Below are 16,844 nucleotides of genomic sequence, written 5' to 3'. Positions count from 1 at the left end.
AACTATTATATCATAGAGAAAGCCTTTTCGCTAAAAGGAAATCCCAAATGTCATTTTTTACTCCTGAAATGACCTTAAAAACATTTCAGGATGTTAGTTTTAAGAAAATGAGTCTGGGACAAAAGTCTAGCCTTAAATATAAAAAGCGAACAAAACGAGTTATCTGAAACTCAGAATTCTGTCTTGTTCGCTTTTTTTGTCTAATCTATCGATTTTTAAAATTTATAATAAAGAATTCCTAAAATCAAAATCTTTTTGTCCCAGACTCATCGTTTGGTAACTAGTCTACTGTTTCTTCTAAATCTTTTAACTTAACCGAAACAATCTTTGAAACACCCGATTCCTGCATGGTCACTCCATAGATGGAATCAGCCGCTGCCATGGTCCCCTTACGGTGGGTTACGACAATAAATTGGCTGTCCTTGTCAAAGCGGTTAAGGTAATCCCCAAAGCGTTTGACATTGGCTTCGTCTAGCGCAGCCTCTACCTCATCCAAGATAACAAACGGGATAGTCTTAACTCGAATAATAGAGAAAAGCAAGGCTAGAGCTGATAAGGCTTTTTCCCCACCACTCATGAGGTTGAGAGACTGGATTTTCTTGCCTGGCGGTTGGACAGAAATCTCAACCCCAGCTGTCAGCAAGTCTCCCTCAGTCAAAATCAGGTCTGCCTGACCTCCGCCAAACATCTGCTTGAAGGTCACTTTAAAGGACTCACGAATAGCCTCAAAGGTTGATTTAAAGCGTTCTTTAACCTCATCATTCATCTCTGTGATGGTTTCAAGAAGTAGGTTTTTCGCTGACAAAATATCATCTCGCTGGCTATTTAGGAAATCCAGACGGTTGTGGACTTCTTCGTACTGTTCAATGGCTTCCAAGTTGACAGGACCCAGTGAGCGAATAGCCTTCTCCAAATCCTTAACCTCTTGCTCTGCCAGATTGAGATTTTCCAATTCATGCGCCTTTTCTAGTGCTTCAGTATAGCTAATCTGATACTGGTCTGTTAATTGACTTTGTAGATGGCGCAAGCGCTCGCTGACCTTTTCTTTCTTAGCTTCAGCACGTGTTTGCTTGCGAATCCATTCCTCATTCTGCTGGCGAGCCTGATCCAAATGACTAGCAATGTCATCCAGCTGACCCTCAATATCATCCAACTCAAACTGCTTGCGAATCAAACCTTGTTGGAGATTGGTTTTCTGATTTTTTGCTTCTTCGGCCTGCTGACTGAGCAAATCCGTATCAACTTTCTCAAGATTGTCAACCTTTTCTTGAAGAAGGCGCTGGATTTCCTCTTGCTCGATATCTAAATTGTCCAATTCCTTGCCTAAACGTTCAATATCTGCAACTTCATAACGTTTTTGTCCTTGCAGTTCTGTCTTAAGCAGGCGAACTTGCGCTACCTCTTCCTGTAAGTTTTGATAGCGTTCTTGGATTGCGTTTTTGTTAGACTTAATTTCTTCAATCTCAGCTTCCAGATTTTGCTTATCACTCGCGATAGTAGCAAGGCGATCTTGGCATTTTTCCTTATCTGCTTGCCAATCACCCTCAGTAAGACGATTTAATTCCTCTTCTTGAAGTTTCCAAAGAGTTTCTAGCTCTTCAACTTGCTGACTAGTTTGCTGATAAGCGAGAGACAAGCCTTGCTCCTGAATACGAGCCTGCTCTCCTTGAGATTTGATAGCTTCTAAACTTTCTGTCAATCCAGCCATCTCGTCTTGCAAGTTCTTCAAACTCGCTTCTTCTGAACGAAGACTTGCTTCTTCTTCAGCAATTTCTTTTTGTAATTGCTCCAGTTCTGGCTTGATAAAAATGCTGTTATTCTGGCGATTGGCACCACCTGCATAAGAACCACCTGTGCGCAACTCTGTCCCATCCAATGTCACCATACGAACCTGATAACGAACCTGGCGAGCAGCTGCACGCGCGTGTTCTACGGTATCAAAAATAGCCGTCGTAGCTAGCAAGTTCTTGAAAATAGCTTCCAACCTATTATCGAATGTCACCAACTCATCTGCCATGCCCAAAAATCCCGGACTTGCAGCGATAGCATCTTGATTCTGGCTAGAAATCGTACGAGCCTTGATCGTTGTCAAAGGAAGGAAAGTTGCACGACCTGCTCTGTTTCGTTTGAGGAAATCAATCGCCTTGGTTGCCGACTCTTCATCTTCTACGATGATATGCTGACTGCTGGCTCCAAGCGCAATCTCTAGAGCAGTTTGATAATGTACATCAAAGGTCAGGTGCTCACTAACAGCACCAATAATTCCACCAAGGCGGGCTTTTTCTTGGAGAACACTCTTAACACCTGCATAAAAGTTACTGTGATTTCTAAGGATATTTTCCAAACTTTGGGCTCTAGCCTGCTTGTTTTTGAGACTATCCAGACGGTCAAAGAGTTGACTTTGTTGAGCTTGATAGGAAGTTTTCTGTTCCTCTTGCTCCTTGGCACAGACTTGATAGTCAGCCAATAATTTCTGAACCTGCTCCTTGGCAGTTTCAAGCTCTTCTTTTTGCTGACTCGCCTTTTCTTTAGCTGTAGCCAATTGTTCTTTGAGTTTTTCTAGTTGATCTGCTTGTTTTTGAGAAAGCTGGCGACTATTTTCCAACTCATTCTCAATACGAGTCAGTTGGTTTGAGACATCCGCTTCTTCTTGTAAAAGAGCTACAAAGCGTTCACGTAGAAGCTCAATCATCTGATCTGGATCATCTGAAAAAGCCAGTAATTCAGCCTCTAATCGATTGAGTTTTTGATTATTTTGGACTAGATTTTCTTCTAAGAGAGCTAAAGAACTTTCTTTAGCTGATTTTTCTTGGCTGAGTGAATTTCTCTTATCCTCTAAAGCAGCCAAACGGGCTTGTGCTTCCTGTTGATTGAGGGCTACTTGCTCGGACTCCAGTTTCGATAGGGCCAATTTTCTCTCTAAATCACTAATCAGACTGGTCAAGTCCATCAAACTGCCTTGGTCTTTGACCATTTCAGCCTGTAAATCTTGGCGTTGCTTTTTAAGATTCTGATTTTCTTCTTCTAATTTTTCACGCTTTTGGTAGTAGCTAGTCAAGAGTTCCTGAACCTGAGCCAACTCTTCTTGTGTCGAGTCTAGTTCAGCCTTATTTTCCTTGATTTGAGCAACCAGAACGTCTAAATAAATAGCCTGACGTTGCCCTTCCAAGTCTAGAAACTTACGAGCATTTTCAGCTTGCTTCTCAAGAGGCTTGATTTGATTATCCAACTCGTAGATAATGTCTTCTAGACGATCCAGATTATCCTGAGTTTGTTGCAGTTTACTCTCAGTTTCTTTTCTGCGAGTCTTGTATTTCAAAACTCCAGCAGCTTCTTCAAAAATGGCACGGCGTTCTTCAGGTTTAGAATTAAAAATCTCCTCAACCTTCCCTTGGGAAATGATGGAGAAGGAATCGCGTCCCAATCCAGTATCCAAGAAGAGGTCATGAATATCACGTAGACGGACTTTCTTGCCGTCAATCTTGTATTCGCTATCTCCACTACGATAGATATGCCGCTCTACCCTGATTTCTTGACCTGCATCCTTGATAAATCCGTCATGATTATCCAGAGTCACAACTACAGAAGCATAATTGAGCGGTTTGCGACTTTCAGTTCCAGCAAAGATGACATCCGGCATCTTGCCCCCACGGAGACTCTTAACACTTGACTCCCCCAAGGCCCAACGCAGACTTTCAGTAATATTGGACTTTCCAGATCCATTGGGTCCAACAACTGCCGTCACACCTTGGTCAAAGACGACCTTGGTCTTATCAGCAAAAGACTTGAATCCCTGAATTTCGATTTCCTTTAAATACATGAATTCAGCCCTTTCTCAACGGCATTTTTGGCAGCTTCCTGCTCTGCTAGTTTCTTAGAACGACCTTGACCTTGACCAATGCTCTTACCTTCGACAAGAACTTCTACATCAAAGACCTTATCATGGGCAGGACCCGTTTCAGAAATCACCTGATAACGAATAGCCACATCCCCATTGACCTGAAGTAACTCTTGGAGATGGGTTTTGTAGTCTGTAATCATCTCAAATTCGCCTGCTTCAACCTTAGGAATCATGACTTGATAGATAAATTCCTTGACCTTGGCCACATCCTTGTCCAAAAGGAGGGCACCGAGAAAGGCTTCAAAGGCATCCCCAAGAATGGTATCACGATTGCGACCACCAGATTTTTCTTCCCCTTTACCCAACTTGATAAATTGATCAAACTGGCAATCACGCGCAAAACCAGCCAAACTTTCCTCGCGGACAATCATGGCACGGAGTTTAGACAAGTCACCCTCAGGTTTTTTAGGATATTTTTTATACAGATATTCTGAAATCAATAACTGTAGAACAGCGTCTCCTAAAAATTCCAAGCGTTCATTGTGTGAAATTTTTAAGAGGCGGTGCTCATTGGCATAACTCGTATGAGTAAAGGCAGTTTCCAGTAAATTTTTGTCTGCAAATTCGATTGCAAAATGGTTCTTTAGTACAGTTTGTAATTCTTTCATACCAACCTCTTTCTAACTGATAACAGTCCTTTTTATTATATCAAAAAAAGCCTCCTGAGTCACTCTAAAACGGGACTGGAGGGGGGTTGGGCATTCTTTAACATAGATTTTCAGCTTTATACTCAATGAAAATCAAAAAGCAAACTAGGAAGCTAGCCACAGGCTGTACTTGAGTACGGTAAGGCGATGCTGACGTGGTTTGAATTTGATTTTCGAAGAGTATTAGGGGCAAATTTGAGGCAGGATAAATAAAAAGCCCTATTAAAGGCTTTTTTAGGATGTTTACATCCACCCTGAGGGAATCGAACCCCCATCTCAAGAACCGGAATCTTACGTGATATCCATTACACTAAGGGTGGAAACTTGTTTTATTATAACAGAAATTTGCTCTAATAACAAGTTTTTTTCTAGACGGATAGCCCGTCTTAGTGGGAAGCATCCCCATTCCAGATGGAGTTTTTCACGATAACATAATCAACGTGTTTAAGGTCAGCAACCTGACGTCCACCTGCATAGGAAATAGCACTTTGAAGGTCTTGTTCCATCTCAGTTAAAGTGTCTTGCAGATGACCTTTAGCAGGAAGCAAGATACGTTTGCCTTCCACATTTTTGTAAGCACCCTTTTGATATTGTGAGGCTGAACCGTAATATTCTTTGAACTGTTCACCATCGACTTCAATCGTTTTCCCTGGACTTTCAATATGTCCTGCAAAGAGGGAACCAATCATGACCATGCTGGCACCGAAACGAATAGACTTGGCAATATCACCGTGAGTACGAATTCCTCCATCAGCGATAATCGGTTTACGCGCAGCCTTGGCACACCAGCGTAGAGCAGCCAACTGCCAACCACCTGTACCAAAACCAGTCTTAACCTTGGTGATACAAACCTTACCAGGACCGATTCCGACCTTAGTAGCATCCGCACCAGCATTTTCCAATTCACGCACCGCTTCTGGTGTTCCTACATTTCCAGCAATGACAAAGGTATCTGGCAATTCTTTCTTGATGTGTTGAATCATAGAAATCACGCTATCCGCATGACCATGGGCAATGTCAATAGTGATGTATTCTGGAGCATCAGCCTTGAGCTGGCTGACAAAATCATACTCATAATCCTTAACACCGACAGAGATAGAAGCAATGAGCCCTTGCTCATGCATGCGCTTAATAAAAGGAATACGTCCTGCCTCATCAAAACGATGCATAATGTAGAAATAACCACCTTTAGCCAGTTGCTCTGCTACATTTTCATCCAAAATCGTCTGCATATTAGCAGGCACAACAGGTAGTTTAAAGGTGTGCTTTCCTAGAGTGACACTTGTGTCCGCTTCTGCACGACTTTTAATGACACATTTATTTGGAATCAATTGAATGTCTTCGTAATCAAAAATTGGAAATTCATTTAACATCTCGATGTCTCGTTTCTTTTGTAATGACCTACCTATGCTTGTGCATCCCTACGCCTTTTTCCGACGTTTCCTTAATTTATTATAAATCAAAGTACAGTTTTTGTCAAATAATTTTATAAATTAAAATATATTGTTCGGATTTCACTTGAACAAATAGAAAGAATAGGAGAGATTATTTTCTCCCCACTTCTTTAGTAATATTACTTTTAAATATTTCTTCGGAGTTTTCCAGCATTTCACAAAATTCACGATAAGATGAAGACTTCTGAGGGATTTGGATAGACCATTTCTTCAACAAAGCTCCATAACCTGCTAGCTTTCCTATCTCATTATCAACAACCTTGTCCTTGCTCGGAAAAACAAGACCAGCCTTCTCAGCTTTCAAAATATAAGAATAGGAAATCAGCTGGAATAAGTCCTCACGGTTGATTCCTTTTTCAGTCAATTCCAGTTTTTTATACTTAGCATCTAAAACTATTTTAAGCTCTTCTTGATAAAAATCTGGATATACTTTCCGTTTCCCAACAGAAAATACCGAAAGACCACCTAGTTTTTCTTTATTCCGTGGATGGATGAAATCTTTTGGCAACAAAGTATGAACATACTCTTCCCAAAGCCAGGCAACATCAAAAAGAATACCATGAATTTTTTGATCTTGATACCCTAAACCGTGCTTTTCTTGGTTTAGGATCATCAGACAAAGTTCTTGTAACTTTCTGTACTCGTGAAAGTATGCATGACGTATAGGTTTAGATTGATTTACTCGAATAATCTTAGCACGATCAGCTAGTTTATAAGAAGGCGTTACACGCACGATTTCAGCTACGTTTTCACGACTAGTTGAGAGATTATCTAGTACCCCTTGACCAATTCTTTTCTGGTTCTTAATGTATTCAATAGTGTGACGGACCAACTGTATGAGGGGATTATCATAGGTGAACTCTCTCGTTGTGTAGGCAATATTTCCCGTGAAAGGAAGATTTTTCTTGAGATGTTTTCTTACATCAATCACTCCCTTAACATTACTGTCATTATAAGAAAATCGATGGTATTCCTTATAAAGACCTTTTCTAATAGCAGCTTGTAGATACTTAGGGAAGAAATACATCAAAAGTTGATAGAGCTTATCTTCACGAGACAAAGCAACATCTAAACTAGTGAGATTGATATGAAGAACCTTGTGTAAGAGATAATGCAAAAAATGGTCATTACTCTCATCAGAAAAGCGAGAGGAAATCGTTAATCTTTCCTGATCACACCCCAGAAAACCAATCACATTTCCAGTCTTGATTTTCTGATTAACTGTTTCAAAGATTTTTTGATCCTTCTCTAAGTCAGGAGAATTCTTCAAATCATTTGGAAAAATGAAAATACATTCATCTTTGGATAGACTTTTCAAGGTTCTGTCTAAAAGAAGACTGCTTAGTTTAGGATATTCTTCAACAAATTTTTCTTTAACAATCTTGTGTTGATTATCAGTAATCCGCATCATCGTTTTCATCGCCTTCATTGTCATCAGCTACTGCCTGATCTTTTTGCTCATTCTTTGTCAGATCAAATGCCTTTTTAAAAGTTTCCAGAGTTTCAACCTCGTCATAAGAACCACGTAGATAATCTTCCAAAAGCGGTTTGAGATAATCAGACCAGAGTAATTCATAATCAAATTTTACTTCTTTTAACCTCAGGAAATAACTTGGTCCGATATGGTAATGACTGTTTAATTCTTGAATATTTTCAATAGCAGCATTCAAGTTTCTTAGACGAATTTTTGCTTCTTCTGCATGGATATTCAGCTCTTTATCCAACATGCCAACTTGACTCTCGGCAGTAACTTCAACAAAGCGGAAGCGACGGCGCATAGCAAAATCAAAGGTGTCTACTGAACGATCAATATCATTCATAGTTCCGATGATGTAAACATTTTCGGGGATATAAAACTTTTCATCAGTTTCGTGTAGATTTGCATATTGGGTAGAAACACTTCCCTTTTCCCCACGATAACTAGGGTCGATAGAGAAAAAGAGTTCCCCAAAAATCTTAGAAATCTCCCCACGGTTGATTTCATCAATGATGAAGACAAAATTATCTTGGCCTCCAGTTTTCTTAGCGTCTCTAGCTTTCTGACAAAACTTCTTAAAAATACCATCTACTAATTTAAACTCAATGGTACCATCTCCATTAGATACTGGTCTCAATCCCTCTACAAAATCCGTATAGTCATAAGATGGGTGAAACTGTACAAAGCCTATTTGGTCTTCGTTGCCATCCGTTAATTCTTTAGCAATTTCTTTAGCAAGATAAGTTTTTCCTGTACCAGGAGCACCGCGGAGGATGAGGTTTTTGGATGACAGTAAAATATTTTTATACTCGTTGATATTTTCTGATGTGTTTTCCTCGTTTTTAATATCTGCAATCTTATCTTTTTCAATATTAAAATCCATATATAACTCATCAAGACTTGAATATGTTAATAAAGATACTGTTGTAAAGTCCCATTTCTTGGTTTCAAGAGAATTTAACTGGAAATCACCAAATTTACTAATCGGAATGATTTCAAATCGTCTTGGAAACCCTTCGAACTCACTATTTTCAACATATTGATAAGGACCAATTATTTTAGCCAAAAAAGAAGCCCGTAGATTCTTCCTAGGAACTACTACTAAATCTCCTATACTGACTCCATGTTGAAGGAGTGCTACTTGATTCTCTTGTTTTCTAGGTTTTTCTTCACCACTGTAAGGATAATTTTTTTCTTCTATATTTTCAAATCCAATATATAGAACTTTATCCTTAAAAGATTTCTTATGCAATTTTATGTTATTGGTCCCGCCAACTGAAATTTTCCAAACTCTTATATTCGACATAAATTCCTCCATTTTTACATTAACATATAATATTTTTTTATATAATAACACTAATCAAGAAGCAAAGCAAGGAATTAAACAAAAAGCCCAGTGTTAGGAGCTTAAATATCTCATAACACTAGACTTCATTTTTATCTTAATAATACTCGCCCTGGCGATAGTCCCATGAGTTAAAGGTGTCTGACAGGTGCATCATGATTTTATCAATGTCAAGCCCTTTACGGATCACAACTGGGGCTGGTGAAGTTGAGCGTGCTCCTCCTTGTTCTGGGATGAGTTTACCGTCTTTATCAACCATAGAGACCATCACACCTTGCTCGTAGCGAGTTTCAATCGTTTTGTCAGGCTGGATTGATGCCACGTAGTCGTCTGCTTCGATGACAAGGTCTACAGCTTCTTCGATACGTTCCCCGATACCTTCTACCTTACCACGGTTTCCTTTTCCAGATGGGTTAGCTGATGAGGCATAGACCATCTTGCCCTCTTCCCAAAGTTTGGCAGCCAATTGTTCACCAGCTTTCCCGAACTTGATAACGAAACAGCTAGTACCACGCACGTCAGTCATCAGCTCTTCACGACCATCACCGTATGCTTTTAGTTTTTCAAAAGCTTCAGGTTTCCATGGAAGGATACAACCAAGAAGAATATCTTCATCCCAATGTTTTTGGTAAAAGGCTTCAATTTCTGGATTGAGTTGTGCTAAAGCACGGAGCTCATCCATGCTACCACAGAGAACGACACCTGGTTTGTTACGATTGCGTTCTTTGGCTGCGAACTTACGCTCAAGTCCTGCCTTGTCACTAGTCATGATGATGTAACCAACTTTTGTAGGGCAAACAATACAACCGCCCTCACCTTTTAAAATGTCATAGCCTTCTTGTGAAAGTGTTCCGTTCCATTGAATGTGTTTTGTCATAGTTCTATTTCCTTTTCTATTTTTTCTAATCCTGCCAGTAGGCTGGTCGTTGTTTTTCATAAGCAGCAATCAAATCTTCATACTGCAAAGTAATACCGATATCATCCAAACCATTTAAGAGCTTATGTTTCCATTCGCTATCGATTTCGAAAGTGAATTCTCCAACTGGTGAGATGATTTTTTGTTGTTCCAAGTCTACAGTTACCTGGTCGGTAGGTCTCAGCTGGGCTAGTTTCTCTCTAACCTCTCTGGGCTGAACAATAGGCAACATACCATTATTGAGTTCATTATTGTAATGAATATCTCCAAAAGACCCTGCAATTACGACTTTAAAACCATAGTCCGCTAGAGCCCAAGCTGCGTGTTCCCTTGAAGAACCTGCGCCGAAGTTATCCCCTGAGATGAGAATACTGGCTTCCCGATATTCAGGTCGGTTAAAGACAAAGTCTGGGTCCTCAGTATACTTGTCGTCCAGATAACGCCAAGCATACATGAGGTACTTACCAAAGCCTTTTTTATCAATCAGCTTGAGAAACTGCTTGGGTAGGATTTGGTCGGTGTCGATGTTATCATTCATGAGAGGAACGGTCGTTCCCATATAAACTGTAAATTTCTCCATATCCTCTCCTTACTGGGCCTCTGGCATTTGCCGAACATCTACAAAGCGCCCTGCAATAGCTGCTGCTGCTGCCATGGCTGGACTGCAGAGATGGGTCTTAGCGCCAAATCCTTGTCTGTCCTCAAAGTTTCGATTGCTGGTTGAGGCACAGTGGACACCATCTGGAACCTTGTCAGGATTCATCCCTAGGCACATAGAGCAACCTGGGTCTCGCCACTCAAAGCCAGCATCTAGAAAGACCTTGTCCAAGCCCAACCTCTCAGCAGCTCGTTTGACAGGACGAGAGCCTGGAACCACAATAGCTGTTAGATTAGGAGCAATTTTCTTCCCTTTAACAAATCGCGCAGCCAGTTGCAAATCGCTAAGACGAGCATTTGTACAAGAGCCGATAAAGATATAACCTAGTTCAATATCTGCTGGCTTTTGACCAGGCTCCAAGTCCATGTAATTGTAGGCTCGCTCATCATTCATATCCTTAATTTCTGGGAATCTACTGTCAAAGTCAACCCCCATAGCAGGGTTGGTTCCCCAGGTCACCATAGGAGCAAGGTCTGAGACATCCATATGAATAACCTTATCGTAAACAGCATCATCATCACTGACAATTGTTTTCCAATCCGCCACAGCCTCTTCGAAGTCCTCTGGCACACATTCTCGTCCCTTGAGATAGTCATAGGTGGTTTGATCCGGATTCATGATTCCCATCTTAGATCCAAACTCGATGGACATATTGCAGATGGTCATGCGCTCTTCCATACTCAGTTCATCAATTGCTTGTCCACGATATTCCACCACGTAGCCAACGCCGCAAGCAACGCCGTACTTGGCAATCAAGGCTAAAATGAAATCCTTGGAATAAACTCCTTTTTGAGGAACTCCAGTGAATTCCACCAACATTTTCTTAGGTTTGACCTGCCAGAGGGTCTGGGTAGCAAAGACATGTTCGACCTCACTGGTCCCAATTCCAAAGGCGATTGCTCCAAAAGCACCGTGAGTTGCCGTATGGCTGTCTCCACAGACGATGAATTTTCCTGGTTGGGTCCGTCCAGTTTCTGGTCCCACCATGTGCACAATTCCCTGTTTTTCAGAACCGTGGGCCGCATGTTCAATCCCAAACTCCTCAACATTTTCAGCTAGCTTATCAATTTGCGCCTTGGAAATGACATCTCGAATATCGTAGATATTGACTGTCGGGACATTGTGGTCGAAGGTTCCAAATGTCAAGTCTGGTCGTCTCAATCTGCGCCCTGCATCTCGTAATCCTTGAAAAGCTTGAGGGCTGGTCACCTCGTGGATATAGTGCTGGTCCACATACATGAGTTGGGGCTGCCCCTCTTCTCCTGTGATGACATGGCGATCCCATAATTTATCAAAAATCGATTTTCCTGCCATCCATTACCTCCAAATAACATATAAGGCTACTAGTGTGGTCACCATCCCAAGAAACCAAACTGTTTTAAAATACCATTTTCGAGTCTTGTGGTGAAAGATGATTCCTGCTAACCAGGCACCAAAACCACCACAAACAAAGGCTAAAATGAGTAAGATTTTCTCTGGGATGCGCCAAGCTCTTCTCCTTGCCTTGGATTTGTCAATAGCATAAATCAAGAAAACCATGACATTCCAAATCAAAAGGACTAGAGTAATTTTTACGTCTAACTTCATAACCTTGCAATAATAGCTTCTGTCATTTCCTTGGTCGAAGCCTGTCCACCTATATCTCTTGTTAAAACACCAGCTGCCAAACTTGCCTCAACAGCATGCTCGATACACTCTGCATCCTCATAACGTCCGAAACTATCTCTCAACATCATGGCAACTGATAAAATCATGGAAATAGGATTGGCAATTCCTTGACCTGCAATATCAGGCGCTGAACCGTGAATAGGTTCATAGAGACTTGGTCCATTTTCAGAATGACTGGCTGATGGCATGACCCCAAGTGTACCAGATAGGACGCTTGATTCATCTGAGAGAATATCTCCGAAAAGATTCTCTGTCACGATGACATCAAACTTAGCAGGATTGGTAATCATGAGCATGGCAGCTGAGTCCACTAACTGGTGTTCCAAGGTCACATCTGGGAAATCCTGTGAGACCTTCTCAGCTACTTTCCGCCAGAGTTTTGATGTTGCCAACACATTTTGCTTATCGATACTAGTAACGATTTTTCTGCGATTTCTTGCAATTTCAAAGGCTTTGCGAATAATCCGCTCCACTTCCTCATAGCTATAGTCGTTGATATCACGCGCTTTGCGCTCTTTAAGGATATGATCTCCAAAGTAAATCCCGCCTGTCAACTCCCGCACAACGACAAAGTCCACCCCAGCAATTCGTTCTGATTTTAGTGGTGACAAATGCTTGAGACTCTCAAAAATCTTAACAGGGCGAATATTAGCATAGAGATTGAGTTCCTTACGGAGAGCTAGCAAGCCTTGTTCAGGGCGAACCGCTGCTCCATCATACTGAGGACTACCGATAGCCGCTAGTAGAATGGCATCTGCTTCACGACATACCTTGAGGGTTTCATCAGGTAAAGGATGCCCTGCAGCATCGATACCTGCACCTCCAAAAGGTCGTCTATCAATCTCATAATCAAAACCTGTTTTTTCAGCTAGAGCCTCCAGAACTTCTAAACCGGCCTCCATGATTTCTGGACCGATTCCGTCCCCTGCTAGGGCCACTATTTTCTTTGTCATAGCATTCTCCTTTACACACTAGGCATGTCACGATAGGAAACACTGCGTCCCATCTCACCAGCATTCTCTTTTTGAACAAAGGTATTAGCATTAATGTAGGCAATAGCAGAAGCTTTCAACACATCAAAGTCCAGACCTGCTGCGTTAAAGATGGTTTCTGTATCTCTATTTTCAACAGTTACCAAGACCCGAGCTTGGGCATCAATTCCATCTGTCACCGCGTCAATAGTGTAAGACACCAAGCGAACAGATTGATTGAAGAATTTGTCAATAGCGTTGAAGATCGCTTCAACGGAACCTTGCCCTGACGCATTGAAATCAACTTTCTCACCATCCATATTGGCTAGGCTAACGAGTGCTTCAATGTCATTATCTGCATGAGTTTGAAGTTGTAAATCATCAAAGTGGAAGCCTTCTGGATTTTCAACCATGGTTCCAGCTACCAGAGCACGAATATCTGCATCTGTGATTTCTTGTTTCTTGTCGGCCAATGCCTTGAACTTAGCAAAGAGTGGTTTGATATCCTCTTCTGTAAAGTCTAAGGCCAGTTCTCTTAGTTTTTCAACAAAGGCATGGCGACCTGACAATTTTCCAAGTGGGAGGCTGTTACTCTTGACACCGACCAATTCAGGGGTGATAATCTCATAAGTAAGAGGATTTTTAAGGACTCCGTCTTGGTGAATACCAGATTCATGAGAAAAGGCATTGCCACCAACAACGGCCTTGTTTTTAGGAACTGGGATACCTGAGAAGCGAGAAACCATTTCTGACGTATTGATGGTTTCATTTAAAACAATACTAGTTTCTGCTTGATAGTAATCTTGACGAATATTGAGGGCCACTGCAATTTCTTCCAAAGCAGCATTACCAGCTCGCTCCCCGATACCATTGATGGTTCCTTCGACTCGTCCTGCCCCATTCTTGACAGCAACAAGGCTATTAGCCACTGCCATTCCGAGGTCATCATGACAGTGAGGCGAATAGATAATCTGACGTTCCGTTTTGACATTCTCAATCAAGTATTTGAAGATAGCTCCATATTCCTCTGGTGTGGTAAATCCTACCGTATCAGGGATATTGATATAAGTCGCACCTGCATCAACCGCTGTTTGAACGACTTGTAAGAGGAAATCCAACTCTGTTCTGGTCGCATCCTCAGGAGAGAATTCGACAACCTCAAACTTGGAACGTGCATAAGAGACATGCTCCTTAATAGCTTCTAGAATCTCTTCCTTGCTCTTATTGAGCTTATACTTGCGGTGAATGGGACTAGTAGCGATAAAGACGTGAACCTGTGGATATTTGGCATCCTTGAGGGCTTCGTAACAAGCATCAATATCAGACTTGACAGAGCGGGCCAAACCAGTCACTGCCGTTTTCTTCAAGGTCTTAGCAATCTCCTGAACTGCCGTAAATGAGTCTGGACTAGCCGCTGGAAAACCAGCTTCGATGGCTGAAATGCCCCATTTCTCCAGCTGTCTTGCAATGGCAATTTTTTCCTTGATTGAAAAGTTAACACCCGGTGTCTGTTCTCCATCCCGAAGGCTGGTATCTAGAAATTCAACTGTTCTCATAAGATTTCCCCTTTTCCAAATGTGGTTTTAAAAAAACATCTCGCTCAGAAACCCAAGCGAGATGTTGATTCACTCCCGCTTGGTAAGCCAAACAGGACTAATGCTTTTTGCACTAGCCCGAGTACCTCAACAACAAAGCAAATTGATTAAACTTAGCTGTTTTCATGTTTGACTTTCTCCTTCGTTTGATATCTTGTTTAGTATTTTAGCATAGGCAAAAGTGCTTGTCAAGAAAAAATCCAATATTTTCTGAAAATTTCTTCAGTAGAGAATATTTTGCTAATTGAAAGTTCTTGAAAACCATTGAAATGTTTCATTTTTTAGTGGTTAAGTTCCAACTTTTTTCTATAAATTCCAATACTTCTTTATCTGATAAAGTATCATCAAGCGCCACACTAATCCAGTAACGTTTATTCATATGAAAAGCTGGATAAATGCCCTTTTTTGAAAGTAAATCGGCTACTTTGTCATGTTTGAGGTTGACTGCTTCCACTAGCTCTTCTCTGCCCTTTTCCAGCTTATCCCAAGAAATTTTCATCAAGACGGCATACCACTTTTTATTGCCTTCATGTCTTAACACTGCCGTATCAGGCGATTTCTCCCACAAATACTCCAACTGATTACCATACTTTTCCTGAACTTGAGTCATGATTCGCTTAGTCTGAGGGCAGATAAAATCCTGTACCTCAAAACAAGCCTTCCGAATCTGGTAGAGAATCTCCAGACAAGCCTCACGGACACTTGCAACAAAACTTCCTGTCATACTTTCCATATGAACTTGAGGATAGAGGTCACCAGTCTCCTGGTCAAAGACTTGAAAACTCACATTATCAGTAGTGATGGACACAGTCATGACAAAGTCATCCTGCAAAATTTGGCAACTATAGGTCCACACTCCACCATTTTCTACAAAACCATAATCATGAGCCTTTTCTTGATTAAACTGATAGGATTTAAAAATTTCAAACATAAGTGAAAACTGCTACCCAAAGCTAGCAGTTCCTTTCTATTTTTTAAAAGACAACCTTGGTTCCATGTAATTGTGTCACGCCTAGCTGATTGATAAAGGTTTGACGGTTGTCAAGGTCAATCCCCCCACCTGGTAGAATTTCAATTTTACCTTTAGCGTGCTCCAAAATTCTGTGATAGTGAGCAAAACGTTTTTCTAAGGAGTCGCCAGACACACCAGCGCGAGTTAGGATACGAGTGACTCCAGCTTGACTAAGCCAGTCAATAGCTTCCAGTTGATCTTCATCGCTCAATTCATCAAAGGCCATGTGGAAGACAATTTCCATTCCTTTTGATGCAGCAATTAACTTTTCAAGATTAGGCTTATCCAACTTCTTATCAGCTGTTAAAGTCCCAAATACAACCCCTTGACTTCCAGCATGAGCAGTCAAACGAATATCTTCCAGCATGATATCAATTTCTAGGTCATTATAGACAAAGTCGCCACCACGTGGACGAATCATAGTCATAATGATCGTATCGTAGTTAGATGCCAGTTCAACCGCTGCCTTGGTTACTCCATAGCTTGGTGTTGTTCCTCCCACTGCTAGATTATCACAGAGTTCGATTCGACGAGCTCCAGCCTGCATCGCTTTTTCAAGCAAGGTCACATTTTCAGCACAAAATTCGTAAATCATTTGATTCTCCTTGAGTATTACTTTAAATTTATTATATCATATTGTTGTGAATATACTTTCGTTTTTATCAAGGGAAATAACTACTATTTTAACTATTCTTTATCTGGAATGACCTTGAAGAGATAATAAGTGATAAAGATGGTCAAGGCTCCCAGACCGATTTTGACTGGTAAGAGAGGGGCAAAATAAATGGAAATTCCCATCAAGATGTAGATAGATACGATGATTTTTTTCTTACGTTCACGCGCAATGGACTTGGTCTCACGAAAATCAGCCACATATGCTTGATAGAGTTTGGTATGATAAAGCCAATCTTCGAAGCGCTTGGAACTTCTTGAGAAACAAGCAATAGACAACAAAAGAAAAGGCGTTGTCGGCAATAAGGGCAAAACAACCCCAATAATAGCCAAGGCCAGTGATAAGAAACCAATAATTAGATAGATAAGACGCATAACTTCTCCTAGTTAATACTCTTCGAAAATCTCTTCAAACCGCGTCAACGTCACCCTTACCGTAGGTATGGTTCCTGACTTCGTCAGTCTCTTCTGCAACCTCAAAGCAGTGCTTTGAGCAACCTGCGGTTAGTTTCCTAGTTTGCTCTTTGA

The 16,844-nt window shown here is 41.1% G+C and carries 14 protein-coding genes and 1 tRNA gene; all 15 read right to left on the bottom strand.

The genetic code is table 11. The features are described 5' to 3' along the window. Positions 1-280: 280 nt before the first annotated feature. Entirely contained in the window at positions 281-3,820 is a 3,540-nt protein-coding gene (gene smc, locus B7703_RS07610) for a chromosome segregation protein SMC (protein WP_084924278.1), read from the bottom strand. Further along, positions 3,811-4,509 carry a ribonuclease III gene (gene rnc, locus B7703_RS07605; protein WP_084924277.1) on the bottom strand — a complete coding sequence of 233 codons (699 nt, stop codon included), beginning with the start codon at positions 4,507-4,509 and terminating at the stop codon, positions 3,811-3,813. The genes smc and rnc overlap by 10 nt, the downstream gene beginning before the upstream one ends. Positions 4,510-4,796: 287 nt before the next feature. Then, positions 4,797-4,868: transfer RNA gene (locus B7703_RS07595), tRNA-Arg, on the bottom strand. A 66-nt stretch (positions 4,869-4,934) separates the two neighbouring features. Beyond that, positions 4,935-5,921, bottom strand: coding sequence for a GMP reductase (locus B7703_RS07590; RefSeq protein ID WP_050112828.1), 987 nt, complete (start codon positions 5,919-5,921; stop codon positions 4,935-4,937). A gap of 172 nt (positions 5,922-6,093) precedes the next feature. Beyond that, positions 6,094-7,410 (bottom strand): McrC family protein, encoded by a 1,317-nt coding sequence (locus B7703_RS07585; protein WP_185761599.1) that lies wholly within the window; start codon positions 7,408-7,410, stop codon positions 6,094-6,096. Beyond that, positions 7,397-8,785 (bottom strand): AAA family ATPase, encoded by a 1,389-nt coding sequence (locus B7703_RS07580; protein ID WP_084924273.1) that lies wholly within the window; start codon positions 8,783-8,785, stop codon positions 7,397-7,399. Before B7703_RS07580 ends, B7703_RS07585 begins: the two co-directional genes overlap by 14 nt. Positions 8,786-8,921: 136 nt before the next feature. Continuing rightward, complete coding sequence (locus B7703_RS07575; protein WP_084924272.1) at positions 8,922-9,701, bottom strand: L-threonylcarbamoyladenylate synthase; 780 nt, start codon at positions 9,699-9,701, stop codon at positions 8,922-8,924. Positions 9,702-9,726: 25 nt separating this feature from the next. Then, positions 9,727-10,320, bottom strand: coding sequence for a 3-isopropylmalate dehydratase small subunit (leuD, locus tag B7703_RS07570; RefSeq protein ID WP_084924270.1), 594 nt, complete (start codon positions 10,318-10,320; stop codon positions 9,727-9,729). 9 nt (positions 10,321-10,329) lie between these two features. Beyond that, a complete protein-coding gene (leuC, locus tag B7703_RS07565) occupies positions 10,330-11,712 on the bottom strand; it encodes a 3-isopropylmalate dehydratase large subunit (RefSeq protein WP_084924269.1) in 1,383 nt (460 codons plus the stop codon). Positions 11,713-11,715: 3 nt separating this feature from the next. Then, a complete protein-coding gene (locus tag B7703_RS07560; protein WP_084924267.1) occupies positions 11,716-11,985 on the bottom strand; it encodes a DUF1294 domain-containing protein in 270 nt (89 codons plus the stop codon). After that, positions 11,982-13,019, bottom strand: a complete 1,038-nt coding sequence (gene leuB / locus B7703_RS07555; protein WP_084924266.1) for a 3-isopropylmalate dehydrogenase — start codon at positions 13,017-13,019, stop codon at positions 11,982-11,984. Before leuB ends, B7703_RS07560 begins: the two co-directional genes overlap by 4 nt. A gap of 11 nt (positions 13,020-13,030) precedes the next feature. Further along, positions 13,031-14,593, bottom strand: coding sequence for a 2-isopropylmalate synthase (locus tag B7703_RS07550; protein ID WP_070527764.1), 1,563 nt, complete (start codon positions 14,591-14,593; stop codon positions 13,031-13,033). Positions 14,594-14,906: 313 nt separating this feature from the next. Beyond that, complete coding sequence (locus B7703_RS07545) at positions 14,907-15,563, bottom strand: MmcQ/YjbR family DNA-binding protein (RefSeq protein WP_070527767.1); 657 nt, start codon at positions 15,561-15,563, stop codon at positions 14,907-14,909. 43 nt (positions 15,564-15,606) lie between these two features. After that, positions 15,607-16,239 (bottom strand): copper homeostasis protein CutC, encoded by a 633-nt coding sequence (locus B7703_RS07540; protein WP_020902796.1) that lies wholly within the window; start codon positions 16,237-16,239, stop codon positions 15,607-15,609. A 92-nt stretch (positions 16,240-16,331) separates the two neighbouring features. Beyond that, positions 16,332-16,691, bottom strand: a complete 360-nt coding sequence (locus tag B7703_RS07535; RefSeq protein ID WP_004258004.1) for a YbaN family protein — start codon at positions 16,689-16,691, stop codon at positions 16,332-16,334. Positions 16,692-16,844 lie beyond the last annotated feature (153 nt).

Source organism: Streptococcus mitis (assembly GCF_002096735.1).
In the GTDB taxonomy this organism is placed as follows: domain Bacteria; phylum Bacillota; class Bacilli; order Lactobacillales; family Streptococcaceae; genus Streptococcus; species Streptococcus mitis_CZ.
Note: the sequence above shows the minus strand (reverse complement) of the source record. Positions and strands in the feature narration are given on the sequence as shown.

Bases quoted from the DNA above. Each gene is read 5' to 3' on its own strand.
- smc (WP_084924278.1), bottom strand. From the start codon at position 3,820: ATGTATTTAAAGGAAATCGAAATTCAGGGATTCAAGTCTTTTGCTGAT.
- rnc (WP_084924277.1), bottom strand. From the start codon at position 4,509: ATGAAAGAATTACAAACTGTACTAAAGAACCATTTTGCAATCGAATTT.
- B7703_RS07590 (WP_050112828.1), bottom strand. From the start codon at position 5,921: ATGTTAAATGAATTTCCAATTTTTGATTACGAAGACATTCAATTGATT.
- B7703_RS07585 (WP_185761599.1), bottom strand. From the start codon at position 7,410: ATGCGGATTACTGATAATCAACACAAGATTGTTAAAGAAAAATTTGTT.
- B7703_RS07580 (WP_084924273.1), bottom strand. From the start codon at position 8,785: ATGTCGAATATAAGAGTTTGGAAAATTTCAGTTGGCGGGACCAATAAC.
- B7703_RS07575 (WP_084924272.1), bottom strand. From the start codon at position 9,701: ATGACAAAACACATTCAATGGAACGGAACACTTTCACAAGAAGGCTAT.
- leuD (WP_084924270.1), bottom strand. From the start codon at position 10,320: ATGGAGAAATTTACAGTTTATATGGGAACGACCGTTCCTCTCATGAAT.
- leuC (WP_084924269.1), bottom strand. From the start codon at position 11,712: ATGGCAGGAAAATCGATTTTTGATAAATTATGGGATCGCCATGTCATC.
- B7703_RS07560 (WP_084924267.1), bottom strand. From the start codon at position 11,985: ATGAAGTTAGACGTAAAAATTACTCTAGTCCTTTTGATTTGGAATGTC.
- leuB (WP_084924266.1), bottom strand. From the start codon at position 13,019: ATGACAAAGAAAATAGTGGCCCTAGCAGGGGACGGAATCGGTCCAGAA.
- B7703_RS07550 (WP_070527764.1), bottom strand. From the start codon at position 14,593: ATGAGAACAGTTGAATTTCTAGATACCAGCCTTCGGGATGGAGAACAG.
- B7703_RS07545 (WP_070527767.1), bottom strand. From the start codon at position 15,563: ATGTTTGAAATTTTTAAATCCTATCAGTTTAATCAAGAAAAGGCTCAT.
- B7703_RS07540 (WP_020902796.1), bottom strand. From the start codon at position 16,239: ATGATTTACGAATTTTGTGCTGAAAATGTGACCTTGCTTGAAAAAGCG.
- B7703_RS07535 (WP_004258004.1), bottom strand. From the start codon at position 16,691: ATGCGTCTTATCTATCTAATTATTGGTTTCTTATCACTGGCCTTGGCT.